Annotated in this window: 27 protein-coding genes; 6 read left to right on the top strand and 21 right to left on the bottom strand. The window is 36.5% G+C overall.

What is annotated here, in order from left to right; genetic code table 11:
* Nucleotides 1–6: 6 nt before the first annotated feature.
* The 8 genes from greA to APRE_RS03250 all read right to left on the bottom strand — a co-directional run bounded on the left by greA (nt 7) and on the right by APRE_RS03250 (nt 5,275).
* Complete coding sequence (gene greA / locus APRE_RS03285; RefSeq protein ID WP_015777579.1) at nt 7–480, bottom strand: transcription elongation factor GreA; 474 nt, start codon at nt 478–480, stop codon at nt 7–9.
* Entirely contained in the window at nt 467–1,447 is a 981-nt protein-coding gene (gene dusB / locus APRE_RS03280; RefSeq protein WP_015777578.1) for a tRNA dihydrouridine synthase DusB, read from the bottom strand. The genes greA and dusB overlap by 14 nt, the downstream gene beginning before the upstream one ends.
* On the bottom strand, nt 1,425–2,216 hold the full coding sequence (locus tag APRE_RS03275; protein ID WP_015777577.1) for a type III pantothenate kinase: 792 nt from the start codon (nt 2,214–2,216) through the stop codon (nt 1,425–1,427). Before APRE_RS03275 ends, dusB begins: the two co-directional genes overlap by 23 nt.
* A gap of 64 nt (nt 2,217–2,280) precedes the next feature.
* Nucleotides 2,281–2,772 carry a DUF986 family protein gene (locus tag APRE_RS03270; protein ID WP_015777576.1) on the bottom strand — a complete coding sequence of 164 codons (492 nt, stop codon included), beginning with the start codon at nt 2,770–2,772 and terminating at the stop codon, nt 2,281–2,283.
* Between the two features lie 34 nt (nt 2,773–2,806).
* Nucleotides 2,807–3,376 carry a hypoxanthine phosphoribosyltransferase gene (gene hpt / locus APRE_RS03265; protein ID WP_015777575.1) on the bottom strand — a complete coding sequence of 190 codons (570 nt, stop codon included), beginning with the start codon at nt 3,374–3,376 and terminating at the stop codon, nt 2,807–2,809.
* Complete coding sequence (tilS, locus tag APRE_RS03260) at nt 3,366–4,736, bottom strand: tRNA lysidine(34) synthetase TilS (RefSeq protein ID WP_015777574.1); 1,371 nt, start codon at nt 4,734–4,736, stop codon at nt 3,366–3,368. Before tilS ends, hpt begins: the two co-directional genes overlap by 11 nt.
* Complete coding sequence (locus APRE_RS03255; protein ID WP_015777573.1) at nt 4,720–5,037, bottom strand: FtsB family cell division protein; 318 nt, start codon at nt 5,035–5,037, stop codon at nt 4,720–4,722. Before APRE_RS03255 ends, tilS begins: the two co-directional genes overlap by 17 nt.
* A complete protein-coding gene (locus APRE_RS03250) occupies nt 5,030–5,275 on the bottom strand; it encodes an RNA-binding S4 domain-containing protein (RefSeq protein WP_015777572.1) in 246 nt (81 codons plus the stop codon). The genes APRE_RS03255 and APRE_RS03250 overlap by 8 nt, the downstream gene beginning before the upstream one ends.
* An 86-nt stretch (nt 5,276–5,361) precedes the next feature.
* Here APRE_RS03250 and APRE_RS03245 point away from each other — a divergent pair, with 86 nt between their 5' ends.
* Entirely contained in the window at nt 5,362–6,399 is a 1,038-nt protein-coding gene (locus APRE_RS03245; protein WP_015777571.1) for a DNA polymerase IV, read from the top strand.
* A 49-nt stretch (nt 6,400–6,448) separates the two neighbouring features.
* On the opposite strand, the gene recA is transcribed toward APRE_RS03245, so the two are convergent.
* From recA to APRE_RS03180, 13 genes are all read right to left on the bottom strand, one after another.
* Nucleotides 6,449–7,492 (bottom strand): recombinase RecA, encoded by a 1,044-nt coding sequence (recA, locus tag APRE_RS03240; protein ID WP_015777570.1) that lies wholly within the window; start codon nt 7,490–7,492, stop codon nt 6,449–6,451.
* A 237-nt stretch (nt 7,493–7,729) separates the two neighbouring features.
* Nucleotides 7,730–8,260: a CDP-diacylglycerol--glycerol-3-phosphate 3-phosphatidyltransferase gene (pgsA, locus tag APRE_RS03235; protein ID WP_015777569.1), complete on the bottom strand. Its 531-nt coding sequence runs from the start codon at nt 8,258–8,260 to the stop codon at nt 7,730–7,732.
* The gene (locus APRE_RS03230) at nt 8,247–10,559 is read right to left on the bottom strand and encodes a DNA translocase FtsK (protein ID WP_015777568.1); all 2,313 of its coding nucleotides are present in this window, start codon (nt 10,557–10,559) and stop codon (nt 8,247–8,249) included. The genes pgsA and APRE_RS03230 overlap by 14 nt, the downstream gene beginning before the upstream one ends.
* A 196-nt stretch (nt 10,560–10,755) precedes the next feature.
* Complete coding sequence (gene pnp, locus APRE_RS03225; protein ID WP_015777567.1) at nt 10,756–12,891, bottom strand: polyribonucleotide nucleotidyltransferase; 2,136 nt, start codon at nt 12,889–12,891, stop codon at nt 10,756–10,758.
* A 53-nt stretch (nt 12,892–12,944) separates the two neighbouring features.
* Nucleotides 12,945–13,211 carry a 30S ribosomal protein S15 gene (rpsO, locus tag APRE_RS03220; RefSeq protein WP_015777566.1) on the bottom strand — a complete coding sequence of 89 codons (267 nt, stop codon included), beginning with the start codon at nt 13,209–13,211 and terminating at the stop codon, nt 12,945–12,947.
* Between the two features lie 80 nt (nt 13,212–13,291).
* A complete protein-coding gene (locus APRE_RS03215; RefSeq protein ID WP_015777565.1) occupies nt 13,292–14,251 on the bottom strand; it encodes a bifunctional riboflavin kinase/FAD synthetase in 960 nt (319 codons plus the stop codon).
* Nucleotides 14,226–15,122: a tRNA pseudouridine(55) synthase TruB gene (gene truB / locus APRE_RS03210; RefSeq protein WP_015777564.1), complete on the bottom strand. Its 897-nt coding sequence runs from the start codon at nt 15,120–15,122 to the stop codon at nt 14,226–14,228. Before truB ends, APRE_RS03215 begins: the two co-directional genes overlap by 26 nt.
* Nucleotides 15,115–16,089, bottom strand: a complete 975-nt coding sequence (locus APRE_RS03205; protein ID WP_015777563.1) for a DHH family phosphoesterase — start codon at nt 16,087–16,089, stop codon at nt 15,115–15,117. Before APRE_RS03205 ends, truB begins: the two co-directional genes overlap by 8 nt.
* Nucleotides 16,067–16,453, bottom strand: coding sequence for a 30S ribosome-binding factor RbfA (gene rbfA, locus APRE_RS03200; RefSeq protein ID WP_015777562.1), 387 nt, complete (start codon nt 16,451–16,453; stop codon nt 16,067–16,069). Before rbfA ends, APRE_RS03205 begins: the two co-directional genes overlap by 23 nt.
* Nucleotides 16,453–18,588 carry a translation initiation factor IF-2 gene (infB, locus tag APRE_RS03195; protein WP_015777561.1) on the bottom strand — a complete coding sequence of 712 codons (2,136 nt, stop codon included), beginning with the start codon at nt 18,586–18,588 and terminating at the stop codon, nt 16,453–16,455. Before infB ends, rbfA begins: the two co-directional genes overlap by 1 nt.
* 10 nt (nt 18,589–18,598) lie before the next feature.
* Nucleotides 18,599–18,865: an RNase P modulator RnpM gene (gene rnpM / locus APRE_RS03190; protein ID WP_015777560.1), complete on the bottom strand. Its 267-nt coding sequence runs from the start codon at nt 18,863–18,865 to the stop codon at nt 18,599–18,601.
* Between the two features lie 3 nt (nt 18,866–18,868).
* Nucleotides 18,869–20,170, bottom strand: coding sequence for a transcription termination factor NusA (gene nusA / locus APRE_RS03185; RefSeq protein WP_015777559.1), 1,302 nt, complete (start codon nt 20,168–20,170; stop codon nt 18,869–18,871).
* 9 nt (nt 20,171–20,179) lie between these two features.
* Nucleotides 20,180–20,623, bottom strand: a complete 444-nt coding sequence (locus tag APRE_RS03180; protein ID WP_015777558.1) for a ribosome maturation factor RimP — start codon at nt 20,621–20,623, stop codon at nt 20,180–20,182.
* 233 nt (nt 20,624–20,856) lie between these two features.
* On the opposite strand from APRE_RS03180, the gene APRE_RS03175 reads away from it, so the two are divergent.
* The 5 genes from APRE_RS03175 to APRE_RS03155 are packed head-to-tail and all read left to right on the top strand — an operon-like array spanning nt 20,857 to nt 25,573.
* Nucleotides 20,857–22,311, top strand: a complete 1,455-nt coding sequence (locus APRE_RS03175; RefSeq protein WP_015777557.1) for a carbon starvation CstA family protein — start codon at nt 20,857–20,859, stop codon at nt 22,309–22,311.
* Between the two features lie 53 nt (nt 22,312–22,364).
* Complete coding sequence (locus tag APRE_RS03170) at nt 22,365–22,658, top strand: iron-sulfur cluster assembly accessory protein (RefSeq protein ID WP_015777556.1); 294 nt, start codon at nt 22,365–22,367, stop codon at nt 22,656–22,658.
* A 1-nt stretch (nt 22,659) separates the two neighbouring features.
* Nucleotides 22,660–23,547 (top strand): AAA family ATPase, encoded by an 888-nt coding sequence (locus APRE_RS03165; RefSeq protein WP_015777555.1) that lies wholly within the window; start codon nt 22,660–22,662, stop codon nt 23,545–23,547.
* A complete protein-coding gene (locus tag APRE_RS03160; RefSeq protein WP_015777554.1) occupies nt 23,537–25,213 on the top strand; it encodes a vWA domain-containing protein in 1,677 nt (558 codons plus the stop codon). Before APRE_RS03165 ends, APRE_RS03160 begins: the two co-directional genes overlap by 11 nt.
* A gap of 48 nt (nt 25,214–25,261) precedes the next feature.
* On the top strand, nt 25,262–25,573 hold the full coding sequence (locus APRE_RS03155; protein ID WP_015777553.1) for a hypothetical protein: 312 nt from the start codon (nt 25,262–25,264) through the stop codon (nt 25,571–25,573).
* The last annotated feature ends 102 nt before the right edge of the window (nt 25,574–25,675 follow it).

Below are 25,675 nucleotides of genomic sequence, written 5' to 3'. Positions count from 1 at the left end.
TCTCCTTTACTTAATATTTTTGATTACAAAATACATCTTTCCATTTGGTGTGCTTACTTCTACTCTTTCGTCTACCTTTTTTCCGATAAGGGCAGCACCAACTGGAGATTCATTAGAAATAAATCCTTCAAGTGGGTTTGATTCAGCAGTTCCCACAATCTTGTATTCCAAATCTTCGTCGAACTCTTCATCATAAACTGTTACAGTATTGCCTACACCAACTTCATCGGAGTTTTCGATAACTTCGATTGTCTTGGCATTTCTAATCATATCTTCAACCTTGGCAATCCTTGATTCTACTTCACCTTGCTCGTTTTTAGCTTCATCGTAGTCAGCATTTTCTGAAAGGTCACCGAAGCTTCTTGCCACTTTGATTTTTTCAGCAATTTCTGGACGCTTTTTGGTCTTAAGATACTCTAGTTCATCTTCAAGTTTTTCTAAATATTCTTTACTTAATATTACTTCTTTATTTTCTGTCATAATTATCCTCTAAAAATTTCCTATATTCTTCTAGTAAATCAAATATTTCTTCACTAGTTTTTAATTTATTTACCCTATCCCTATAGCTTGCAGCTTGTGGGAGGCCCTTGATGTACCAACCGACATGCTTTCTCATTTGATTTATTACAAGCTTTTCCTTCTTGTACTTAAGAGATAGTTCGTATTGTCTTTTAATTGTAGCAAGTATGTCTTCATAACTTATGGGACTAGTTTCTTTTCCTTGGATATAATCTTTAATTTGCCTAAAAATAAAGGGATTACCCATAGCCCCTCTTGCTATCATTACCCCGTCAGCCCCGGTCTCATCGAGTATATCTTTATAATCCTTAACACTAAAGACATCACCGTTGGCTATAACAGGAATCGATAAAGTTTCTTTTAGCTTTCTGATAGCTTGCCAATTAGCCTTGCCAGAATATTGCTGCTTGCGTGTTCTACCATGAAGGATGACGTAATCTATTCCGCTATCTTCCAAGGCCTTACCGACTTCTATATAGTTTACGGAATCATCATCAATGCCCATTCTGATTTTAACATTGACAATCTTGTCTGTGGATTCTTTAAGGCATTTGCCTATCTCATAGACTTTCTTCACATCTCTCATTAAAGCTGATCCTTGTCCGTTATTAAATATCTTAGGAGCAGGACAGCCCATATTAAAGCTTATTTCCTCAAAGTCTTCCCTAGGATTTATCTTATCCTTGATGACTCTTTCGATAATATCACAGTCTTTTCCGAAAATCTGAATATTGCAGTTTTTCTCACTATATGCTGTATACATTATCTCTTCTGTCGCCCTATTATTAAAATCAAGAGCGTTTACAGATACCATCTCCGTAAAGGTCTTATCGCAGCCATTTTCTTCGCAGATTTGCCTAAAGGCTGAATCGGTAATTCCCGCCATGGGGGCAAGCATTATTTCATTAAAGATTTTTGTTTCGCTCATAGATTAGTCTCAATCCTTCAAGCATTAAGTCAGGTTCAATAATTTCTATAAATTTACTAGATGCTGAGATTAGCTCGGAGAAACCTCCTGTTGCAACAACAGTTATATCGCTTTCGTCTATATCGTACTTATCTGCCATTTCTTCTTCTAAGATTGAAATAATATTATCGATCATTCCTATATAGCCGAATATTATACCTGCATTGATGGATTCAGAAGTATTTTTACCAATAGCAGATTCTGGCTCCATTAGCTCGATCTTAGGAAGTTTTGCAGTAGAGCCGAAGAGTCCATCTTGGGCAATTCTAATACCAGGTGCGATGGATCCTCCCAGATACTTCCTATCTTCTGTAATTACATCAAAGGTAATGGCAGTTCCCATATCAACGACTATAGTCGGTCCTCCGTACTTACTAAAGGCTGCTACTGCATCGACAATCCTGTCAGCTCCAACTTCCCTAGGATTTTCGTACTCAATCGTAAGAAAGGTTGGCGTGTCAGAATCTACCACTATGGCTTCCCTATCAAAGAGCTTCCTATTAGCAGATTGCCAGTTATACATAACGTCTGGTACGACACAGCTCATGATTGTATCTTCGATGTCTTCTACACTAATTTTCTTAATTGCTAGCATATTAAATAAAGTAGCAACCAATTCATCACTTGTCTTTTTGAGGTCGGTCGCCACTCTAAATTTTGATTTCAAATTTTCTTTCTCGTAAACACCTATAACCGTATTAGTGTTTCCGATATCAATTACTAATAACATAAAATCTCCAAATCACTTTCAAATTAACTCTTATATGATACGGTTATTTGGTGAAATTTCAAGCTTACTTGCCTAACTTATATTTTCTAATTAGTCTATTGATTTCTTCTATATCTTCTTTTCTAACCTTAGTTGATTCACGACTCTCACCCTTACTATCTTTGACAACCATAATAAGGTCTGCATTGTCTGTATCAAAACCCCATTTTTTAATTTCCTTGTAGGTTCTAAAGTTAGAATTAGCAAGGATGCCGTTTTCTGCAAGGCTAAGTTTGGCCCTTGTTGATATCATAAATACAATGGCAAGAGCAATCATAACAAGAGCTGTGAGCATACTCTGTTTATTTCCCTGTTGGTAGCCTGCGTATAGATTTACAGCTCCAGTTACAACTAATACTGAAAAAAGAATCATCTCAAAGCTAGATGAAGGTCTCTTAAATGTTGATATTTCTCCTTCAAGCTTTTTCTTATCTTTTACTTGTTTGTAAATTCTGTATAGGAAAAATACTACTATTGCCCCATACATAAGTATAATCATCGAATCTAAATTCCTCATTTTCCCTCCTCAAAAACAAAATAGGCCCAAAGACCTATTTAGCATCTTCTATATTTTCATAAAATGATCTTTTGACAACGCCAATATATGGTAAGTTCCTGTACATTTGATCGAAGTCAAGACCAAAGCCTACAACAAACTCATTTGGTATCTTAAAGCCTGACCAATCAGGTTTAATTTCTACTTCTCTTCTTTCAGGTTTATCGAGTAAGGTTACAATTTTTACGTCTTTTGCTTCTCTATTTATTAGATTTTCCTTGGTCTTCTTTAAGGTATAGCCAGTATCTATAATATCTTCGACTATTAGAACTTCCTTGTCTTTGATATCAATATCGAGGTCCTTAAGAATTTTGACATTACCACTTGAATAGGTGTTTTCCGCATAAGAAGAAACAACCATAAAGTCCATCTGAAGGTCGATATTTAAGCTTTTGGCAAGCTCAGCCATAAACATCACCGAACCCTTGAGGATTCCTACGAGGATTAATGTATCCTTATCCTCATAGTAAGTGTTGATGGTTTTAGCTAATTGTTTTATTTTTAGCTTCAAACTTTCCTCATCAATCAATACTCTTTCAATTATGTCACTGTAGTCAGTCTTCATCATATACCTCTATCTTTATAATATTTTTTGTAGAAGGATCTAGCTTGTAATCCTCCGAGCTTCTAAAAGATGTCACCCATATTATATCATTTTCTGATAAAATAAGGGGGATTTTTTCTCTTTTTTCCTTATCTACCTTCATGTCAATAAAAAAATCTTTGATCTTTTTCCTATGGCCCAAGCCTATTGGCTTAAACTTATCTCCGTTTTTCCTAAATCTTACACTTAGAGGAAAAGTTAATTTGTCCATGTCGAAATATTCGATATTCTTCCCATGTTTTTTCTGAAAATCAGATACAGAACTTATCTTGATTCTTTTTCCTCCAAAACTAAGTTCCTCGCCTATATTAATAGTAAGTTCCCCAGTTTTCTTTTGTGAATCTTCCTTTCTTAAGCTCATCTTATAAAACTTATAGGACTTAAGAAAAACTAAGTCATCTTTTATAATAGATTTCCCATTAGCAAGGTCAACTAGACTTAAAAAATTATCGATATTTTCCTTGGATATATCTCTAATTTCCTTTTTAATCTCTCCTATGGCGCATCTTATAAGCCTTGATTGGATAGCCTTATCCTGACTTTCGAAAGCCTCTTTGTCAAAGCTTACAAAATCTATTTTTCTTTGAATAATAATATCTTCATAAATATTTTTTATATAGGAATCGCTAATAGAAATCTCATCAGTCGCAATCTCAGAAAGCTTGACTAGGCTTTCCTTAAAGTTTGGATTAATCTTTTCAATTTTGGGGATTATATCAAGTCTAAGCTTATTTCTCGTATAATCTGTCGTGAAATTTGTCTTATCAATTGCATAGGGTATTTGTTCACTATTCAAATAATCTAAGATCATAGCTTTTTTAATATCTAGGATGGGCCTTATTATATCCCCATTCCTATAATCCATAGCCCTAAGACCTTCTACTCCAGTTCCTCGAATAATCCTCATAAGGACAGTCTCTGCCTGATCATCTAGGTTGTGGGCGATAGCAATTTTTGACTTGGGATATTCCTTCTGGATTTCTCTAAAAAACTCATACCTTAGCCTTCTTCCAGCATCTTCAGAAGATATGCCATATTTCTTGGCGTAAGCATCCATACTCGCTGCTTTCTTCCTAAAGCTTAAGGCAAATTTCTCTGCAGTCTCCTCGACTAGGCTCTCATCAAAATTCGCTTCCTTCCTATGGAGGTGGTTTAGATGGGCAAGGATAATTGTAAAATCCATTTCCTTTCTAAGCTCCATCAAAGCATAGATAAGAAACTGACTGTCGGGACCTCCGCTTGCTCCGACTATTATGGTATCGCCTTCTTCTATAAGCCCATTTGCTCTTATAGTTTCTCTAACTTTATTTATTATTGTCATCTTCATAGACCACTTCAGATTTCTTAACCATATCTAGTCTATCTCTTGCAATCTTTTCCTTAAACTCATCAGTATTTCTATTGTCGTAATCTTCTTTCAAGGACTTGATAGTAATTTGCAAGTCTTCTTTTTTCTTATTCAAAGATTCAATATCCTTATTTACCTTGGCGTATTCTTTTTCAATAGCCTTATTGTATAGGCTAAAAGATCCCGCCGATAGAGCAAGGATTGATAGGATAGTCAATAGAAATCTTTGGTTTTTCTTTCTTCTTTGCTTAAGATACGAATTCTTCTTACTCATCGATAACCTCATACATAGAAAAAGCATCGTTCTTCTTGGCTCCGTCAATCAAGTTTAGGACCCTAAATTTAAGATTGCTCTTGCCAAAGGCGACTTCTACTATGTCTCCTTCTTCTACAAGGCTTCCTGGCTTGGCTTCTTTTTCATTTATCTTAACCCTGCCATTTTCACAAGCCTCTTTAGCAACTTGTCTTCTTTTAATAACTCTCGCATTTTTTAAAAATTTATCTATTCTCATAAGAATATCATACTGTATATACTCTTTTTAGGCAAAGCTTTATCATAGATCTTGGGCTTATATCTAGCAAATAGTATAGTGAGCTTATGAACTACATATTCCATGTCGATTGTGATGCTTTTTATGCATCATGCGAAGAATTAAGAAATCCAAAAATGAAAAATCATCCCCTAGCTGTTGGAGGTTTGTCAAACAAATCAATCCTTACTACTGCCAACTATAAGGCAAGAGAATTTGGCCTACATTCAGCTATGCCTGTCTTTATAGCGAAAGAACTTTGTCCAAATCTTATTCTTCTTCCTGTAGATCATAAATACTACAGAAAAAAATCCAAGGAAGTATTTTCTCTTGTAAAAGAATATGCTAAGCTAATGGAGCAAGTCTCTGTTGATGAGGCCTATCTACTAGTAGAAACAGATTCTCCCAAAAAACTCGCTAGAAAGCTTCAAGAAGAAGTCCTAAGGAAAACTGGCATAGGGATCTCTATCGGTATATCCTACAACAAATTTCTAGCAAAGCTTGCAAGCGATTGGCAAAAGCCCCATGGGATAACTCAAATTAGAAAAGAAGACTTAGATTACTTCTTACCTAATATTTCTGTAAATAAGGTCCACGGCATAGGTAAAAAAACTAGCGAGAGATTAAATAAAATAGGCATCTATAAGGTAGAGGACCTCCTTAAACTTGACTACGAATACCTCATCGATAATTTTGGCAAGCAAGGAGCCTATATCTATCATGTCATAAGGGGAGTTGATGATAGGAAGATTAATCCTTCTAGGGTTAGAAAAAGTATAGGAAAGGAGAGGACCTTTGCTCAAAACACCAATGATATGGCAATTCTCACTTCCTATCTAAAAAACTTATCTGAGCTTATAGAAGATGAGATGGATATCAAAAATATTCAAGGAAAAACCGTAAATTTAAAAATAAAAGATGCCAAATTCAAAAATCACACTAGGTCTATTACTCTCCAAGAGCCAATTTATAGGGCAAAAGATATCTACAATGAAGCCCTAAGTCTCTTAGAAGACCTCCACAAGGGCGAGATGCTAAGGCTAATAGGAATATCTTTATCAAATCTTCAAGAAAGAAAACTAAATCAATTAAGTTTCCTAGACTAAAAAGGCCCCGAAATCCGCATTCTGGAATTTGGGGTCTTCTTATTTTATCTTATTTCTTTTCTTCTTCTTTTTTGTCTTCTTCTGTATTTTCCTCTCCATCCTCTTGGGCTTGGATTATGCTTTTTCTAACCTCTGCATCGATTTGGGCCATAAGTTCTGGATTTTCTTCTAAGAGGTCTTTGACATTCTCCCTACCTTGGCCGAGCTTTTCGTCCTTGTAAGAAAACCAAGATCCTGCCTTATCAACTATGTCCATATCTACAGCCGTATCGAGCAATACTCCAGATTTAGAAATTCCCTTACCATACATGATATCAAATTCTACTACCTTGAATGGAGGAGCTACCTTGTTTTTGACAACCTTAACCCTAGTTCTTGATCCTATAGAATTATCTCCTTGGGTTATTGTCTTTATCCTTCTGATGTCAAGTCTTACAGATGAGTAGAACTTAAGGGCACGACCACCTGGTGTTGTCTCAGGAGATCCAAACATAACTCCGACTTTTTCTCTTAATTGGTTGATAAAAATCACTGTTGTGTTTGATTTTGCAATTACACCGGTTAGTCTTCTAAGGGCTTGACTCATAAGTCTCGCTTGAAGACCGACGTGGCTATCACCCATCTCTCCTTCGATTTCTGCTCTAGGGACAAGGGCTGCAACTGAGTCGATTACTATTAGGTCAACCGCTCCACTTCTTACAAGACTTTCAGCTATATCCAGACCTTGCTCTCCAGTATCTGGTTGAGAGAGGATTAGGTTATCTATATCAACTCCCAAGTTTTCTGCATATTCTGCATCTAGGGCGTGCTCGGCATCGATAAAAGCACAGGTCTGATCTTGCTTTTGATCTTCTGCAACTATATGAAGGGCAAGGGTTGTCTTACCGGATGATTCAGGTCCAAAAATTTCAACTACTCTTCCTCTAGGAATTCCGCCGATACCTAAAGCTATATCGAGATTGACTGCTCCAGTTGGAATAGCAGATACTGAAACTCTAGGAGCTTCACCCATCTTCATTATAGCTCCCTTACCGTATTTTTTCTCTATATTTTTAAAAGCCTGGTCTAAGGCCTTTTGCTTATCTTTATCCATAAACTCTCCTCTACTATTTATATAATCTGTACAAAATCTTACTATTATTATATCATTTTATTAATTTTCTTAAAGCATTATACAAAATAAAGAAGCTTTCGCAAATAAATTCTTTTCTATCACAAGCTTATAGGTCAAAGTTCTTTTAAGAATTCTTTAACTCTTAGCTTAATGATAGAGCTATTATTTGCAAAAGCTAATACTTTTAATATTAATCTATTTTTCTTCCTAAAGCTTTTATATATTTTCCAAGTCTAGGACTTTTTTATTCTTAACTATATAGTCCACTCCAGACACTACCGTGAGAATTACTGCTATATAGAAGACAAAAATTCCAGCTTTGTTTAGGCTAGGTACATTTAGTAAAAGCATTACTAATGATATCATTTGGCTTGTAGTCTTAGCCTTGCCCCACATGCTCGCCGCAATTGTTATTCCAGAATCTGCCGCAAGAGTCCTAAATCCTGTGATTATAAGCTCTCTTGAGATTATTATTATAACAGGCCAAGCAGGTATTGTATTATCTTCTACTAGTACCAAGAAGGCTGCCATGGTTAGGACCTTATCTACCAATGGATCGGTAAACTTACCAAAGTTTGTTATCATGTTTCTGCTTCTTGCTATATGACCATCTACTGCATCTGTAAGACTTGCTATGATAAAGACAATAGCTGCTATATTCATATCCCTTCCACTAATCATAAAGATTATGACAAAAACAGGGATTAAAAAGAGTCTTACAAGGGTTATTTTGTTAGCTAAATTCATTTTCTTCTCCTTCTAAATAAGACCTATCTACTAGGACCTTTCTTGGCTTAGATCCTTCATATCCGCCAACTACTCCTCTTTGTTCCAATTGATCTATTATCCTTCCAGCCCTAGCGTAGCCTATCTTAAGCTTTCTTTGAAGCATGGATACTGAGGCTGTATTTTCGTTGATTATGACCTTGATAGCCTCATCTATTAGTTCATCTTCATCATCTGAAACTTCGCTTGGACTTTCGACGTTTTCTTCTACCTTCTCTATGGCTTCTTCGTCGTAGTTGGTCTCGTTTCCTTCCTTGATTTCTCTAACAACGCTTATTACCTCATCATCAGAAACAAAGGCTCCCTGAATCCTGGTTGGCCTCATAGAATCGCTTGAAGCGTAGAGCATATCTCCCTTGCCTAGAAGCTTCTCCGCTCCTTGAGCATCAAGGATTGTTCTAGAGTCTATTTGGCTTGTAACTGCAAAGGAAATCCTTGAAGGAATATTTGCCTTGATTGTTCCTGTTATGACATCAACTGTTGGTCTTTGGGTCGCAATGATTAAGTGAATGCCACAAGCTCTCGACTTTTGAGCTAGCCTTGTTATATAATCCTCGACTTCTGCTCCTACAGTCATCATCAAATCTGCAAGCTCGTCTATTATGATTACTATATATGGAAGATTTTCCATAGAATCGTCAGATTCTTGGGCCTTCTTATATCCAACTATATCTCTAACGTGATTTTTCTCAAATAATTTGTATCTTTTTTCCATCTCGCTGATAGCCCGGAAAAGGGAAGATGAAGCCTTCTTGGGATCAGTAATTACTGGCATTATGAGATGTGGGATGCCATTGTAAATAGAAAGCTCTACAACCTTAGGGTCTACTAGGAGAAGTTTTACATCATTTGGCGAATGCTTGTAGAGAATCGACATGATGATGGTATTGATACAAACGGACTTACCAGATCCAGTCGCTCCTGAGACCAGAAGGTGGGGCATCTTCTCAATCGCTGAAACTTCAACATCACCTGATACAGATTTACCCATGGCAAAGGGAATTATATATTTGGATTTGACAAAGTTTTCTGAAGATAAGATTTCCTTAAGTCCAACGACTTCCTTCTTATCATTGGGAACCTCGATTCCAACATGGCTTTTGCCAGGAATTGGAGCGAGTATTCTTATACCGCTTGTAGCAAGGGCTAAGGCCAAATCATCAGACAGGTTAACAATTTTACTAACCTTAACTCCCCTTTGAGGTTTTAGCTCATAGCAGGTTACTGTTGGACCTACATCAATTTGTACGACCTTACCGTCTATGCCGAATGAATCTAAAGTCTCTTCTATAGCTACTGCTCGAGCTCTGATTTCTCTATCATCAACTCCCCCATCTTCATTGATATCTTCCAAAAGATCAATTGATGGGTAAGTATAATCTCCAAATTCTCTCCTAAAACTTTCATTGAAATCAGACATCTCAACTTGGCGAGACTTGTAATTATTTACCTTGGCATCGCCTAAGCTATCTAAGTCGAAGTTTTTGACAGGGCTTCTTTTTACTTCTCCCCTTTTAGGAGCTTCTTTTTCTTTTGCACTTACTGGATTTTCCTTTACTGGAGCTTTTCTTTCTTCTAAATCGTCTTCTCTCTTATCTTCGATTCTTTCTTCTTCCTGTCTTTTTTTTCTTTCATTGATTGAGCTTTTAGCTCTTAGGGTCAAATCTTTTATATTTTGCCCTAATTTGCTAAAGCCTTCCTTAACTTTCTCAAAAAATTCTCCATAAGTTAGGGGACTTATATCGATTAATAAAGCAAATATTGAAAGGCCATAAAGGATATAAAGGCCAAGATTTCCTATTAGGTTTACTAGGAAAAATGAAATTGCACCACCGATTGCTCCTCCCCCATCAGTTTTTTGGCTTGCTGCATATTGGACAGACCAGGAAAGCTCATTTCTTATAAAGTCTCTTGAAAAGATTGCTAGAGTGAGTAGGTAAATAGTATAAAGCAGTAAAAACTTAGATAAGTTTTCCCTAAACCTTCCCCTAAGCTCTGATAGAAAACTTATAAATACAATAACTGGGAAGACTAGGGCAAATTTTCCAAAGATTTTAGCAAAGAAATCTGATAGGACATCTCCCATAAGCCCGGTATTAGAACTTAATATAAATATAAATAAAATGACTTGGATTGCCATCATTATTAGAGAAAATCTCCTAAAATCAAACTTACTTTCCCTAGGCTTTTTAGTCTTGGTCCTATTAGGTGATTTTTTATTCGATTTTTTTCTGATTCTATTTTGATTTTTACTAGTCATATCCACCTCTCTATAATTATATATTAAGAGGCATAAAAAATAAACTGCCCATGACAGTTTAGCTTAGAGACTATGTTTATGAAACATAAACTAAAGACCTACTCTTAAAGCTAAGCGAAGAAATACTATCGCCTAGCTTAGATGATTTTAGGATTGTCGAAGCCTTCACTATCTAAAACAGTTTATTTAAGTGCTCTTACTTATCTTTTTTATCTTTTCTGTAAGGTGATTCGTCTACTGGCCATGCTTCTGGTTTTTCTAGGAGGGCCTTTCTTGATAGGTTAATTCTTCCTTGCCTATCAATCTCTGTTACCTTTACCTTAACCTCATCTCCTACGCTTAAGACATCTTCAACCTTTTCTACCCTGTGGTGGTCGATTTGAGAGATGTGAAGGAGGCCTTCCTTACCAATTGCAATTTCTACAAAGGCTCCGAAGTTCATAATCCTAACTACCTTACCTGTATAGATATCGCCTGGCTTTGGATCTGTAACGATAGATTTTATCATCTCAATGGCCTTCTTACCACTTTCGCCATCTTCTGAAGCAACTGTAATGTGTCCATCATCTTCAGTTTCAATCTTCACTCCAGTAGCATCTATTATCTTGTTGATTGTCTTTCCACCAGAACCTATTACATCACGAACCTTTTCTGGGTCGATGTCGATTGTAAATAGTCTTGGCGCATAATCAGATATATCGCTTCTTGGCTTTTCGATTGCGGATTCTATAACGTCTAGAATTCTCATTCTAGCACTGTGAGCATCGTTTAGAGATTCTTCTAGGACTTCTCTTGTTATTCCGTCGATTTTCATATCCATTTGTAGGGCTGTAATTCCATCACGAGTTCCAGCTACCTTAAAGTCCATATCTCCTAGGTGGTCTTCTAGGCCTTGGATATCTGTAAGGATTGATATAGAGTCATCTTCCTTGATAAGACCCATGGCAATTCCTGCAACAGGTTTTGTTATTGGAACACCTGCATCCATAAGAGAAAGGGTTGATCCACAGATAGAAGCTTGAGAGCTTGAACCGTTTGATGATAATACTTCTGATACGACTCTTATTGTGTAAGGGAAGTCTTTTTCATCTGGAAGTACTGGTAGTAGGGCTCTTTCAGCCAAACGTCCGTGACCAATCTCACGACGACCTGGTCCTCTAAGTGGTCTTACATCTCCAACACAGAATGGTGGGAAGTTGTATTGGTGGATGTATCTTTTTTGAATTTCTTCTCTATTAAGTCCATCTATAATTTGAACATCAGCAGGAGAGCCTAGGGTTACTACAGATAGAACTTGAGTTTGACCTCTTTGGAAAAGTCCTGATCCGTGTACTCTTGGAAGAAGGCCTGCCTCTGCAGAAAGTGGTCTGATTTCTGTAAGATCACGTCCGTCTGGTCTAATCTTATCGATTGAAATCATACGACGTACTTCTTTTTTCATGATATTATCAATTCTTCTGTGAATTTCATCTTCACTTTCTGGATATTCTTCTAGATATTTTTCCTTAGCAGCTTCTTCGATATTGAAGATATTATCTTCTCTTTCAGTCTTATCTGTAGTTCTGATTGAGTTTTTAATTTCTTCTTCAAAGTCAGCTGAAATCTTTCTATCAAGTTCTGTCTCTTCTACCTGAGCTACTTCGATTTTTTCTTTACCTATATCATCGATTATAGTTTGGATAAAGTCAGAAATATTACCTATCTCTTCTAGGGCAAGAAGCATTGCTTCAAGCATTTCTCCTTCAGAAATCTCCTTTGCTCCAGCTTCTACCATGTTGATAGCGCCCTTCTTACCAGCTACAGTAAGCTCTAAGCTCGATTTTTCTCTTTCTTCCTTGTTTGGATTTATAATTAGTTTATCTCCAACTTTGCCAACCATACAAGCTCCAACAGGACCATCGAATGGAATATCAGATATTCCTAAGGCGATTGAAGCTCCAATTGTGGTAAGTGGGTCTGGGAGGTTATCTTCATCCATAGACAAAACTGTGGCTATGATTTGTACGTCATTATAGTAGTTTTCTGGGAAAAGTGGTCTTAAAGGTCTGTCCATTTGACGAGAAATAAGGGTTGCCTCATCGCTTGCCTTTCCTTCTCTTTTGAGGAATCCCCCAGGAATCTTTCCTACTGCATATAATTTTTCTTGAAAATCACAAATTAATGGGAAAAAGTCTATTCCTTCCCTTGGCTTCTCACTTGCAACTGCTGTTACAAGCAAAGAAGTATCGCCACTTTTTATGTAGCATTCACCATTGGCTTGTTCTGCGAATTTACCAATAGTAATTTCAAAATCTTTGCCTAATTTTGATTCGTATTTGTAAGTTTTTACCATCTTTACTCCTATGTTTTTCTATATAAAATAAGGCGGGAATGCCCCGCCAATAATTAACCTCTTAGACCTAGTCTCTCGATGATTGATCTGTATCTATCAATATCATTTTCTCTTAGGTAGTTTAACATACCTTTTCTACGTCTAATCATTTTGTAAAGACCTCTTCTTGAAGAGTGATCTTTTTTGTTGCTTTTTAAGTGTTCAGTAAGATCAGCAATTCTCTTTGAAAGGATTGCGATTTGAACTTCTGGAGAACCTGTGTCTCCTTCTTCTAGTTGGTATTCTTTGATTATTGCTTGTTTTTCGTCTGCTTTTAACATAATTTCCTCCATTTATATAATTTGCCATTTACCAAGTAAAGGTCGAGGTATCATTTACTTAGCAAAGGTACCGCTTAGTATTATACTAGTTCATCCTTATTTTGCAAAATATTTTCTAGATATTCATAGGCTTTTTTCTTATCAGAATTCATCTGTTCTATTAAGGCTTCCTTGCTATCGAATTTGATATCATAGCGGAAAAACTCTACAAATTCTATGGAAATATCCTTGCCGTAAATATTTTGGTTAAAGTCAAGTATATAGGTCTCTACCTTTCTGTAGCTTTCATCAAAGGTAGGGTTGGTACCTACATTGCTTAAAGCATAGAAAGATGCTCCGTCAATATTAACTTTTGTAAAGTAAACTCCATCTACTGGAAGGACATAGTTAAAGCTAAGCTTAAGATTTGCTGTAGGAAAGTTTAGGGTCCTGCCTCTTTTGGCGCCATCTACAACCCTTCCTTTTATCTTGTAATTTCTTCCAAGGAGTTTGTTTACTTTGCTGATATTTCCTTCTCTGATTAGATCTCTAATATGATTGGATGAGATTTTGTTTACCTCATCTTCCTTTTCAAATTCAACTACTGAAGTCTTGTAATCATATTCATCTTCAAGCTTTCTAAGAGTTTCGATATTACCTGAGGCCTTCCTACCAAACCTGTAGTCCTTGCCACAAATAACGAAGGATGCGTTGAGCTTTTTGTTAATAATTTCAGCTATAAATTCTCTTGGAGAAAGATTCATAAACTTTTCATCAAAATCTATCAAGCAAAAGGTATTTATCCCCATCTCCGCCAAAATCTCGATTTTATCTTCAAGACTTGTCATATACTCTTTCTCATCCTTAAGTCTTAGCTTAGTGTTTTCCTTAAACAACAAGACTGAAGGCTCTAGGTCATACTTTTTGCTAATTTCTAGATTATTTTTCATTAGTTTTTGATGACCTAAGTGAACTCCATCGAAGTTTCCAAGACTTACCGCCTTTTTTTCAAGATCTGGTAGGTCCATATTTAGGTCATATATTTTTATTTTCTCTATCATAAAATACTTTCTCCATCTTTAGAAAATATCCGCCCCTACTCTCAAAACTCTTTGCCAAGCCAATAAATTCATTTCTCGAGTATACTCTAACTTCTTCGTCTATTTTACTGTCTATCTTTATAGTCATGCCATTTACGGCCTTATCGAAAAGATTATCAGCAAGGTCGAATCTCGGAAACTTATCTAGGGCCTTATCTACTCTTTCAAGTTTCGATATAAGCTTATCCTTATCCATTTCCAAAATATCAGAAGACTTAACTGCCTCATCTACTAGAAAGTCTCCAATCCTTACCCTTCTAAGCTCTTTAACAAAAGACAAGCACTCTAAATCTTCTCCTATATCATCCACAAGGGTTCTAATATAGGTGCCCTTGGAACAAGTTACGGAGATTTTGGCATAGGGAAAGTCGAAGTCAATTAGCTTTAGGTCATAGATCTTGACCTTTCTTTTCTTTCTTTCAATTTCCTTACCACTTCTTGCAAGGTCGTAAAGCTTCTTGCCGTCTACCTTTAGGGCAGAATACATGGGAGGGATTTGTTCTATCTCGCCCTTGTATTTTTCTAGAACTTCTTCTAAGTCTTCCCTCTTGCAAGTCTTAGAGCTTTCCTTGATGACTTCTCCTGCCGCATCCAGAGTGTCGGTCTTTTTTCCAAATTCCATAAGGCATTCGTAGGTCTTATCCTTATCCATCATATAGTCGGATACCCTTGTCGCCTTACCGACTACAATAGGAAGGACCCCGCTTGCCTCAAGGTCAAGGGTTCCTGTATGGCCAACTTTCTTCTGATTTAAGCCTCGCCTTACAAGAGATACAACCCTCGCTGAAGATATGCCCTTTTCCTTATCTACATTTAGAATGCCGCTATACATCAATTTCCTTTAGGATAGCGATAGCCTTCTTGCTTGCAGCTTCTAGGGAATCATCGAATATAGAAAATCCACTAGCCTTGATGTGGCCTCCTCCGCCGTTTTCACGGGCAACTCTTGCTACATCAACATCCTTACTTCTTAGGGATACCTTGTATTCGCCATTGTCGTATTCTTTAAGGATCATAGAAACTTCAACTTCATCTATATCTCTTAGCATGCCTACGATTGTTTCAGCATCTCCCATTTGGACTCCGTGTTTTTTGACAAGGTCCTTGGAGATAATAGAATAAGCTTTTTTGTCCATAAACTCAGCATTTGAGATAACTTCTGTTTGAAATTTCATTACCTTCATTGGTTTTGATTGATATAGGTTTCTATAGATATATTCGCTATCTGCTCCAAGACTTAGAAGTCTTCCTGCAACATAGAAGGTATATTCTGTTACATTTGAATATAAGAATCTGTTGGTATCTGTGCATAGTCCTGTATAAATTAAACTTGCTATGTCCTTATCTATAGGAAAGTTAAGTCTTTCGATAATTTCAAATACAAGCTCGCAAGTCGCAGGAGCTGTGTCATAGATTAAGTTGAGGTCTGTATCTATGCCTCCTCCTACGTGATGGTCTATAACCAAGGTGTTTTTGGAAGCTCTTGCAATAGGTGTAAGACTATCTCCAATCCTATCAAATTCTGAGCAGTCCAAAATCATAAAGAGGTCATAGGAGTCCCTTGAAGCTTCTTTGTAGTTTTCCTTCTCAGGCAAGAAATGTAGGTAGTCATCTATGGTATCATTAGCTAGAAGCTCGACATCTTTACCGTAAAGCTCTAGGGATTTTCTTAGGGCAAGGGTAGAACCCAGATTGTCTCCATCTGGGTTGATGTGGCTTGCTATTGCGATTGTTTCTGCATTATCGACAAGTTCTTTAAATTTATCGAGTTTTTCTTTACTGATTTTCTCTTTCTTCATTGGCTTTCTTATCCTTTGCAATTGTTTCAGCTATTAGCTTATCCATGTAAGCGCCGTGTTCGATTGAGTTATCGATTTTGAATCTAAATTCTGGCATAGATCTAAGTCTCATCCTCTCTCCAATAAGGATTTTGATGTAACCTTTTGCTTGCTCTAAAGCCTCGAGTACATCTTCCTTATTTGTAGCATCTCCTAGTACGCTCACGTAACAGTCAGCATAGGAGAGGTCGTTGGTTACTTCAACATCTGTTATAGTAACCATAGCCTCTGTGCTAAGTCTTGGATCGTTTAAGTCATCTCTTAGAATTTTGGATAATTCTTTTTTGACTTCAGATGAGATTCTTTCTGTTCTTCTTTTATTCATTAATCTCTTTCCTTTTCAACCATTTCATAGGCTTCCATGACATCTCCAACCTTGATATCGTTGAATCTATTTAGGCCAATACCTCCCTCGTAACCACCAGCAAGTTCTTTGGCATCGTCCTTAAATCTCTTCATTGATGAAATATCACCATCAAATATTACTATGTTGTCACGAAGAAGTCTGATGCTTGCTCTTCTTGGAACTGAACCATTTGTAACCATAACACCAGCAACTGTTCCTGCTCCTGGAACCTTGAAGGTATCACGTACTTCAGCCCTACCAAGGACAACTTCCTTAAATTCTGGATCAAGCATACCCTTGATAGCTTTTTCTACATCTTCGATTGCTTCATAGATTACAGAATATGTTCTGATTTCAACATTGTTATCTTTTGCTCTTTCCAAAGCTCCTTGGGTTGGTCTTACGTTAAATCCTATGATAACTGCGTTAGACGCTTGGGCAAGAAGGATATCTGATTCTGTGATTCCTCCTACAGCTCCTGCTATAACAGATACCTTAACTTCTTCATTTGAAAGCTTCACAAGTGAATGGCTTACAGCATCTACTGTTCCCTTAACGTCTGTCTTAACTATAATATTAAGCTCTTTTAGCTCACCATCCCCGATATCTGAGTACATATCTTCAAGATTGGTATTAGCCTTTGCCTTAAGGTGCTCTTCACGTTTAAACTCTGCTGCCCTATCTGCAAATTCACGAGCGAGTTTTTCATCTTCTACAGCATAGATCATATCCCCTGCTTCGGCAACATCAGATAGACCTAGGATTTGGGCTGGCATTGATGGAGTTGCTTCTTCGATTGCTTCTCCAAGAGAGTTAAACATAGCTCTTATCCTACCTGATGCTGATCCTGTTACTACATAGTCTCCTGCGTGGAGGGTTCCCTTTTGTACAAGTACTGTGGCAACTGCTCCTCTTGCCTTGTCAAGTTGGGCTTCTACGATAATACCTACTGCACGTCTGTTTGGATTTGCCTTAAGCTCTCTCATTTCAGCTACTAGAAGAACCATCTCTAATAGATCATCAATACCCTCTCCTGTGTGAGCGGATACTGGAACCATGATGGTATCTCCTCCCCATTCTTCAGATACAAGGCCATGTTCCATTAACTCTTGTTTTACTCTGTTAGGGTCAGCTACTTCTTTATCGATCTTGTTTATTGCTACTACTATTGGTATTCCAGCAGCCTTGGCGTGGTTAATTGCCTCAACAGTTTGTGGCATTACACCATCATCTGCTGCCACTACTAGGATTGCTATATCAGTTGCTTGGGCTCCCCTCATTCTCATTTCTGTGAAGGCTTCGTGGCCTGGTGTATCAAGGAAGCTTATCTTCTTATCGTTGATATCTACTACAGATGCACCGATATGTTGGGTGATACCACCTGCTTCGCCACTTGTAACTCTTGTTGATCTAATCTTATCAAGGATAGAAGTCTTACCATGGTCAACGTGGCCCATTACAGAAACTACTGGAGGTCTATTAACTAGGTCTTCTTCCTTATCTTCATAGTCTAGCTCTACTTGTTGTTCTTCAATGGCATCGTACTCTTCTTCAAGTTTTATCTCCTTGCCAAAGTCTAGGGCAACTAGTTCTGCTTGTTCAAACTCGATTTGATCATTAAGTCCTGCCATTACGCCAAGACCAATTAGTTTTCCTATTACAGAATTTGGAGATTCTCCTATTTTGTCAGCAAAAGTCTTTACATTTACAGTTTCTGGGATTTCTATAATTCCATCATCTTTTTTCTCTTCGGCTTGTTTCTTGTTAGCCTTGGAAGTTTTCTTGTTTTTGCTTTTTTTCTTTCTCTTTTTCTTTGGCTTTTCTTCCTCAAAATCATCTTCTTCTACATCTTTGGCTTGCTTGATGTTTTTATGATTTTTCTTATTTTTGCTATTTTTATTATTTTCTTTTTGCTGTTTCTTGTTTTTAGCTTTATTCTTTTCTTCTTCTATCTCATCAAAATAGCCTTGGATAAGCTCAAGATCACTTCCTCCAACCATGGACATGTGGGATTTGATATTTAGACCAAATTCCTCATTTAATAATTTCACCATTTCCTTGGCTGCCATATTATTTTCTTTTGCTAGTTCATATACTCTTACTTTTCCTGCCATATAACTCTCCTCAATTTACTTCATAAGCTTTTAACTCCTCGTAAAGTTCGTCAGAAACTTCTGTTCTAAAAACTCGGTTTAGCTTATTAGTTCTGATGGCTTCCTCTATGCAAGCATCATCCTTGCAAATGTAGGCGCCTCTTCCGTTTTTCTTTCCAGATTCATCTATCAAAATTCCTTCATCTTTGTTTTTTACAACTCTTAGAAGGTCTTTTTTGTCTTTAAGCTTGCCACATACCACACATTTTCTTTGTGGAATCTTCTTAGCTTTTTTCATTTTCTAATCCTCATTAGATTCATCTTCTTCATAAGCTTTAACAGTGGAATCAATATTTGCAATATCTTCTACTGTATCGTCGCTTTCTTCTTCTATTATTTCTTCAACTTCAGAATCGCTTATTAAATCATCTTCAGTATCATCATTTTCTTCATCAAGGTCTAAAGAAATGTCTTCATCATCTAAAGCATCATCTTCATCAGCCACTTCGCTGGCCTCTTCGTCTATTTCATTTAGGCCAAGTATTTCATCTATTTCTTCTTGGCTTAGGCTTTCGTATTCTTCGCTACTTTTTATATCAATCTTCCAGCCAGTAAGTCTTGCTGCAAGTCTTGCGTTTTGCCCTTCCTTACCTATAGCAAGGGAAAGTTGGTCGCTTGATACGACAACAAGGCTCTTTTTGCTTTTTTCATTGACTAGGACTTCGATAATGTCAGCTGGTGATAGGGCATTTGATATAAATACTTTAATGTCTTTATCAAAGTTTATAATGTCAATTTTTTCTCCTTGTAGCTCTTCAACTATGGAGTTTACCCTAATTCCCTTAAAGCCAATACAAGCTCCAACTGCATCAATTCCCTCGTCATTTGAAAATACTGCCATCTTTGTCCTAGATCCAGCTTCTCTTGCAAGGGAATAGATTTCAATAATGCCGTCTGTGATTTCAGGAACTTCAAGCTCGAAAAGTCTAGTTATAAGATCTTGACTTGATCTTGATAATACAATTTGTGGTTCTTTGGAAGAATTTCTAACTTCCTTTATAAGAAACTTCATCTTGGCATTTGCTGGATACTCTTCTGTTGGAACTTGCTCTTTGATTGGAACTACACCTTCTATTTTGTCTAAGTTTACATAGACATTGTACTTATCTTGTCTTTGTATAGTTCCTGTGATCATCTCGTTTGCCCTTTCGATGTATTCTCCATAGAGGGAATCTCTTTGGGCATCTCTGATCTTTTGGATTACGATATTTCTCGCAGTTTGGGCTGCGACTCTGCCGAAGTTTTTAGGAGTAAGCTTAATCCTTGCTATATCTCCTAGGTGATAGCTTGAGTTTTCCTCCAAAGCATCCTTTAAGGAAATTTCTGTGATAGTATCGTCTACTTCATCCACTACTTCCTTTAGAGCAAAGACTTCGATTTGTCCGGTTTCTTCATCGATTATGACATCTACATTTTCTTCGTTGTCATAATTTTTTTGGTAACTTTTGATAAGAGCCTTCTGTAAGGCATCTAGGATGGTTGCCTTATCTAGATTTTTTTCCTTACAAAGCTCATCCAAAGCTAACATAAAATCATTGTTCATAATATCTCCTTAGAAAACAATCTCAATATATATTTCTTTTACGTCTTCTTTTTTAATATTTTTTGTATTTTCATCTTCCAGGATAAATTCATAAAAATCTTCGCCGATATTAATGATTTTTCCTAGGAAAATTTCACCATCTTTTAACTTAATTTTTAGAAGCTCATCCTTGTTTCTTTCTAGGTCTCTATCAGTCTTTATTGGACGAGATAGATCTTGACTTGAGACTTCGAGATAATATGAATCTTTTATTATATCAATCTCGTCGAGTTTCTCATCAAGAAAAGCGCTAACCTTCTCACAATCTTCGATTGTAATCCCATCTTTATTGTAGATAAAGAACGTTAGGATTTTGTTGTTTTTTTGGCCTTTGAATTCGATATCTACTAATTCATAACCCAAGTTTTCAATATCAGCTTCAAAGATTTCTTTCAATCTTTTTGTTAAATCCATATTACCTTCCTTCGTCTTAACAGATTAAAAGAGTGGAAACCATCCCCCACTCTTTTGCTGTGATTATTATACTTTCAAATAGTATAAATTCAATATTTCAATGAGACCTGCCTTTAATAATTTATAATTTCCACAAGTTAGTAAATATTTTACATTAGCAAACGTTATTTCTCTTGTAATTATTCATACAAACGTTTATAATTATAGTAGATACATAAATAAAAGGAGGAAATATGTTATTATTTATTATCGGTCTTATAATATTGATCGCCGGCGGTTTCGTCTATTCTAAATACGTTGAAAAACAACTTGAACCCGACGATCGTGAGACTCCAGCTGTTAGAAAGTCTGACGGAGTCGACTTTGTTGCTATGAGCGAGAAGAAAAACTGGCTTATAAACCTACTAAACATCGCAGGAACTGGCCCAATCTTAGGCCCTATCCAAGGTATCCTTTTCGGACCAATTGCATTTATCGCAATTCCAATTGGCTGTGTTTTTGCAGGTGCAGTTCACGATTTTTGTACAGGATTTATCTCAATGAGAAACGGCGGAAGCCAAGTTCCAAAGCTTGTTGGTAAATACATAGGTGAAGGATGTAGGAAATTCTACAATATTGTTATTGCAATCCTTCTTCTCCTAACTGGTGTTGTATTTGTTTATACACCTGGAGACTTAATTGCCAATGATATTATGGGTGCAGATCCAAACTCAAATGTAATCTGGGTAATTTATGCAGTAATCTTCGCATATTATATCCTTTCAACAGTTCTACCAATAGATAAGCTAATCGGAAGAATCTATCCAATATTTGGTGCCTTCCTTATTATCTCTGCAATTGGTGTCCTTATAGGAATTATACTTAAGGGAAATGCTGACCTTTCATTTAAGGGTCAAGGCCTATTAGCTAAGCATCCACTCGGACAAAGATTTATCCCATCATTCTTTATCACAGTTGCATGTGGTATACTTTCAGGCTTCCACGGTTCCCAAGTTACTCTAGTTTCAAGAACAGTTAGAAGTGAAAAAGAAGCAAAGACAACCTTCTACTCTACAATGATTGCAGAAGGAATTATCGCCATGATTTGGGCTGCAGGTGCTATGGTAATTTTCTCCACAGGAACAGCTGCCCTAGACACACCAGGTACCCTTATGGTTGGTGAAATCTCAAGATACTTCATGGGTAATGTCGGAGGACTTATCGCTGTAATCGGTGTTATAGCACTTCCTATCACATCTGGTGATACAGCCTTTAGGTCCCTTAGATTAATCGTAGCTGAAGAACTCAATATAGACCAAAAAGTAGCTGGTAAGCGTGCTGGCCTTGCAGCCTGTCTATTCGTTCCAGCAGCAGCTATTCTTTACTTTGCTAAATCTAACCCTAAAGGATTCAACATTCTTTGGAGATACTTCGGATTTACAAACCAATTTGTGGCAATCTTTGCCCTAGCTGTAGCTACAAGCTATCTAATCTATAACAATAAGAACTACCTAATAACATTGATTCCAGGAATCTTCTATACTTTCATAGTGTTTGCCTTTATAATCAACGTCAAAGGACTCGGTTTCGGTCAAGACTTTAAGATTGCTTATCCTATAGCAGGTATCCTTGCTATAGCTTATGCAGTATTCGTTGTAAAGGTATCTAAGAAAAATAGAAGAAGAATTGAAGCAATTAAGTTAGACTAAATTTATTAAATTAGGGTGGCAATAGCCACTCTTTTTTATATCTAGGAGTTTATATGAAATTTATATTAGATAATAAAGCAAAAGCTTTAGTAGAGAAAAAACAAATCAAAGAAATTTTTATAAATCCAGATTTGGATCAGAAAGCCTCATGTTGCGGGATAGGATCTATCGATATAGTAATCCTTACCAAAGAAGATGATAAGCATAGATACAAACTTCAAGAAACTGATGATCTTGATATCTATTACAACCCCAACCTAGCGATGTATATAGATGAAGATTTAATCATATCAGCCTTTTTTAGGAAGCTTTATGTCAAAAACGAAATAAATCCAATCGAGAAATAAGATGAATTATGAAATAATTGATAAATTTATAAATGAAAATCCAATAGATGATAAGCTCAAGGCAAGGATTGCAAGGCCTAAGTTTACCTATATAGGAGAAGATATCTTAAATAAGGCAGTCTCAGCCTTCCTTTCCGGAAAAAACATACTCCTTGTTGGAAGTAAGTCAACCGGAAAAAATGTCCTAGCAGAAAATCTATCCCAAATTTTTAAAAGACCCATGTGGAATGTTTCCTTCCATGTAAATATCGACTCCCAAGTCCTTATAGGAAGCGATACCCTAGCTAATGGAAATGTAGTCTTTAGAGACGGACCAGTGACCTCTGCTTGTAAATACGGAGGTCTCCTCGTCCTAGATGAGATTAATATGGCTAGAAACGAAGCTATGGCAGTCCTACACTCCATCCTAGATTATAGGAGAATAATCGACATACCAGGAAATGGTCTTATAGAAATCCACCCAGCCACGAGATTTATAGCTACCATGAACTACAATTATGAGGGGACACGTGAGCTTAATGAGGCTCTCCTCTCTCGCTTCGTAATTATTGATATGCCGACAATTTCTGAAGATGACCTAAGTAAAATCTTTACAGATAATTATCCAGATCTAAAACCAGAGATCAAAAACCAGCTAGGAAGATTATTCTATGATATGAAAACAAAGGCGGATGCCGGTGAAATATCCGATAGTGCTATTGACCTTAGAGGAATTTTCGATAGTCTTGATCTTGTTAAAGCAGGTCTTAAGCTTGATGAGGCTTTCGATATGTGCTTGGTAAACAAAGTATTTGATTCTTATGAGAAAATACTTATAAGAGATGTGATAAAGGCTCGTTTCAGGGAAAATTTATCTAAAGGAGATGTTTTCGAGGACTATGATTTCTAATAAGGGAAAAGCCAATGACAAGAGATTCTATAATCGGATTTGGAATGGAGCCTTATCATATAGATATAAGCCCATCATCATAGGATCTGACCTAAGCGGCAATCCAAGTTTTTATATGAACTTAATAATAGGTCTTTCTATAAAATACTTCGGCAAAGAAACAATAGAAAATCTCTTTGCCTTATGGGAGGATAATAAAAAATGTGAAAGATACGACATCTTCGCCCTCTATCTTTTGGAAAGCTACTGCTATGACAGAGAAGTTAGCCAAAGGCCCATTCTCAAAGACCTAAGAGAAGATTACGCCAAAAACTTCTTGGCCGATAAGAATGACCTTAGGAGAAAAAACTTAGCTTTAAGAGAAAATTTGTATTACCTTTTAACTATGAAAAAATACTCGCAAGTTTTAGATTGTAATTTTAATCTCTCTAAAAAAGAAGAAGATATATACGAGAATTTCCATTTAGATCCAGCTACTGGACCTGGGACTTTAGTAGCTAATACTATATATTTATTCGAGAAGTATCTTTCTTTTGATAAGGAAAATAAATATAAGCTTCATTTTCCTATAAACTTCTCCCTCTTCGACCTAAAGGGATCTTACCAGCTTGAAAGATCTAACAAAGCAAATATTTTTAAAAATAATGATAGTAAGAAGTTAAATCCTATAGGAAATTTCTTACTTAAAAGGAAAAATGCCAAGAGATTATATATAGAGGAAACTTTCGGAAGGTCTTTATTTTCAGAAGAAAAGGAGAATTTAATAAACGAGACCTATGCCAAAGATAAACACAAGAAATCAAAGATTTTCTTCACCAAGGGTATAGCTAAAGCAGATTCTGATAAAATAAATGTATTAAACTCCAAGGCTAGGGAGAGTAATCTGAATTTTTACAAGAATAAAGAAAACTTCTATGAAAGAATTATCAAAAATCTCTCAAAATCTATAAAGCTCTCCCTTAAATCGACCGAGGATAAGGATTCCCAATTGGCTAAGACTGGTAATCTCAGTCCTAGCCTCGCATGGAAGAGCCAAATACCTAACTATAATAAGATCTTTACCAAGAAAACTTTTGAAAAAAAAGGGGATTACACGCTAGATATCCTTCTCGATGGGTCAGCTTCTCTTTTGTACGATCAAGAGATTGTAGCGACCGAGGCCTATATCCTATCTAGGGCTCTGTCCAAAAATAAAATTAGCCACAGAGTCATATCCTACAGCACCCTTTCCGACTATACTGTCCTTACTATCTTAAAGGACTTCGATGAAGAAACTGATGATTCTAGGATATTTTCTTATAAGAGCCTAGGCTTTAATAGAGACGGTCTTGCCTTTAGGAGCTATACTTCTTTGATTCCTCAAAGAAAATTAAAAGACCATCTCCTATTAATACTAACCGATGCGAATCCCAGCGACCTAAGACCTCTGATAAAAGAAGGACTTAGTCCAAACAAGGCCTACGAGGAAGATACCGCCCTTAAGGATACTAAGGAGGAGCTCGATAAGCTTAGGAGAAAAAATATCAAGATTTCTGCCCTAATCCACAAGGAAAATACTACTAATGCGACCTATCTTTACTACGATAATTTCTATCAGATAAAAGATCTAAGTCATTTTGCAAGCTTAGCCACAAGGATAATCAAAAAAGAATTGTTAAAGAAATAAAAATAGGGACCTATCACTTCATGGTCCCTATTTTTATTAGGAGGGAAAATGAAATTTATACTAGACAAAAAGGCAAAAAAACACCTCAAAGATAAGGGTCTAACAGAAATATTTATAAATCCAGACCTCGACCAAAAAGCCGCCTGCTGTGGACTGGGATCAGTTGATCTGGTTATCCTAACTAAAGATAAGCAAAAAACAAGGTATAAAAAATTTAATAATCAAGGTATAAACATCTACTACAATCCCAACCTTAATATGTACTTAAAAGATGATGAAGAAATAACAATTTCGTCATTCGGCCTGGGACCTTTTAGAAAATTGTATATTAAAAATGAAATAAATTCTATAGAAAGATAAAAGAGTCTGATATATAACGCCGACTCCTTTTGAAAAATATATTTGCTCTGTCCTTATCTAAGATAAGAATGGATAAAGAAAGACTCGATTTGATCGAGTCTT

This window comes from Anaerococcus prevotii DSM 20548 (genome assembly GCF_000024105.1).
GTDB classification, from domain to species: Bacteria; Bacillota; Clostridia; order Tissierellales; family Peptoniphilaceae; genus Anaerococcus; species Anaerococcus prevotii.
Note: the sequence above shows the minus strand (reverse complement) of the source record. Positions and strands in the feature narration are given on the sequence as shown.

Excerpts from the sequence above, each read along its gene's own strand:
- greA (WP_015777579.1), bottom strand. The coding sequence starts at position 480 with ATGACAGAAAATAAAGAAGTAATATTAAGTAAAGAATATTTAGAAAAA.
- dusB (WP_015777578.1), bottom strand. The coding sequence starts at position 1,447 with ATGAGCGAAACAAAAATCTTTAATGAAATAATGCTTGCCCCCATGGCG.
- APRE_RS03275 (WP_015777577.1), bottom strand. The coding sequence starts at position 2,216 with ATGTTATTAGTAATTGATATCGGAAACACTAATACGGTTATAGGTGTT.
- APRE_RS03270 (WP_015777576.1), bottom strand. The coding sequence starts at position 2,772 with ATGAGGAATTTAGATTCGATGATTATACTTATGTATGGGGCAATAGTA.
- hpt (WP_015777575.1), bottom strand. The coding sequence starts at position 3,376 with ATGAAGACTGACTACAGTGACATAATTGAAAGAGTATTGATTGATGAG.
- tilS (WP_015777574.1), bottom strand. The coding sequence starts at position 4,736 with ATGACAATAATAAATAAAGTTAGAGAAACTATAAGAGCAAATGGGCTT.
- APRE_RS03255 (WP_015777573.1), bottom strand. The coding sequence starts at position 5,037 with ATGAGTAAGAAGAATTCGTATCTTAAGCAAAGAAGAAAGAAAAACCAA.
- APRE_RS03250 (WP_015777572.1), bottom strand. The coding sequence starts at position 5,275 with ATGAGAATAGATAAATTTTTAAAAAATGCGAGAGTTATTAAAAGAAGA.
- APRE_RS03245 (WP_015777571.1), top strand. The coding sequence starts at position 5,362 with ATGAACTACATATTCCATGTCGATTGTGATGCTTTTTATGCATCATGC.
- recA (WP_015777570.1), bottom strand. The coding sequence starts at position 7,492 with ATGGATAAAGATAAGCAAAAGGCCTTAGACCAGGCTTTTAAAAATATA.
- pgsA (WP_015777569.1), bottom strand. The coding sequence starts at position 8,260 with ATGAATTTAGCTAACAAAATAACCCTTGTAAGACTCTTTTTAATCCCT.
- APRE_RS03230 (WP_015777568.1), bottom strand. The coding sequence starts at position 10,559 with ATGACTAGTAAAAATCAAAATAGAATCAGAAAAAAATCGAATAAAAAA.
- pnp (WP_015777567.1), bottom strand. The coding sequence starts at position 12,891 with ATGGTAAAAACTTACAAATACGAATCAAAATTAGGCAAAGATTTTGAA.
- rpsO (WP_015777566.1), bottom strand. The coding sequence starts at position 13,211 with ATGTTAAAAGCAGACGAAAAACAAGCAATAATCAAAGAATACCAACTA.
- APRE_RS03215 (WP_015777565.1), bottom strand. The coding sequence starts at position 14,251 with ATGATAGAGAAAATAAAAATATATGACCTAAATATGGACCTACCAGAT.
- truB (WP_015777564.1), bottom strand. The coding sequence starts at position 15,122 with ATGTATAGCGGCATTCTAAATGTAGATAAGGAAAAGGGCATATCTTCA.
- APRE_RS03205 (WP_015777563.1), bottom strand. The coding sequence starts at position 16,089 with ATGAAGAAAGAGAAAATCAGTAAAGAAAAACTCGATAAATTTAAAGAA.
- rbfA (WP_015777562.1), bottom strand. The coding sequence starts at position 16,453 with ATGAATAAAAGAAGAACAGAAAGAATCTCATCTGAAGTCAAAAAAGAA.
- infB (WP_015777561.1), bottom strand. The coding sequence starts at position 18,588 with ATGGCAGGAAAAGTAAGAGTATATGAACTAGCAAAAGAAAATAATATG.
- rnpM (WP_015777560.1), bottom strand. The coding sequence starts at position 18,865 with ATGAAAAAAGCTAAGAAGATTCCACAAAGAAAATGTGTGGTATGTGGC.
- nusA (WP_015777559.1), bottom strand. The coding sequence starts at position 20,170 with ATGAACAATGATTTTATGTTAGCTTTGGATGAGCTTTGTAAGGAAAAA.
- APRE_RS03180 (WP_015777558.1), bottom strand. The coding sequence starts at position 20,623 with ATGGATTTAACAAAAAGATTGAAAGAAATCTTTGAAGCTGATATTGAA.
- APRE_RS03175 (WP_015777557.1), top strand. The coding sequence starts at position 20,857 with ATGTTATTATTTATTATCGGTCTTATAATATTGATCGCCGGCGGTTTC.
- APRE_RS03170 (WP_015777556.1), top strand. The coding sequence starts at position 22,365 with ATGAAATTTATATTAGATAATAAAGCAAAAGCTTTAGTAGAGAAAAAA.
- APRE_RS03165 (WP_015777555.1), top strand. The coding sequence starts at position 22,660 with ATGAATTATGAAATAATTGATAAATTTATAAATGAAAATCCAATAGAT.
- APRE_RS03160 (WP_015777554.1), top strand. The coding sequence starts at position 23,537 with ATGATTTCTAATAAGGGAAAAGCCAATGACAAGAGATTCTATAATCGG.
- APRE_RS03155 (WP_015777553.1), top strand. The coding sequence starts at position 25,262 with ATGAAATTTATACTAGACAAAAAGGCAAAAAAACACCTCAAAGATAAG.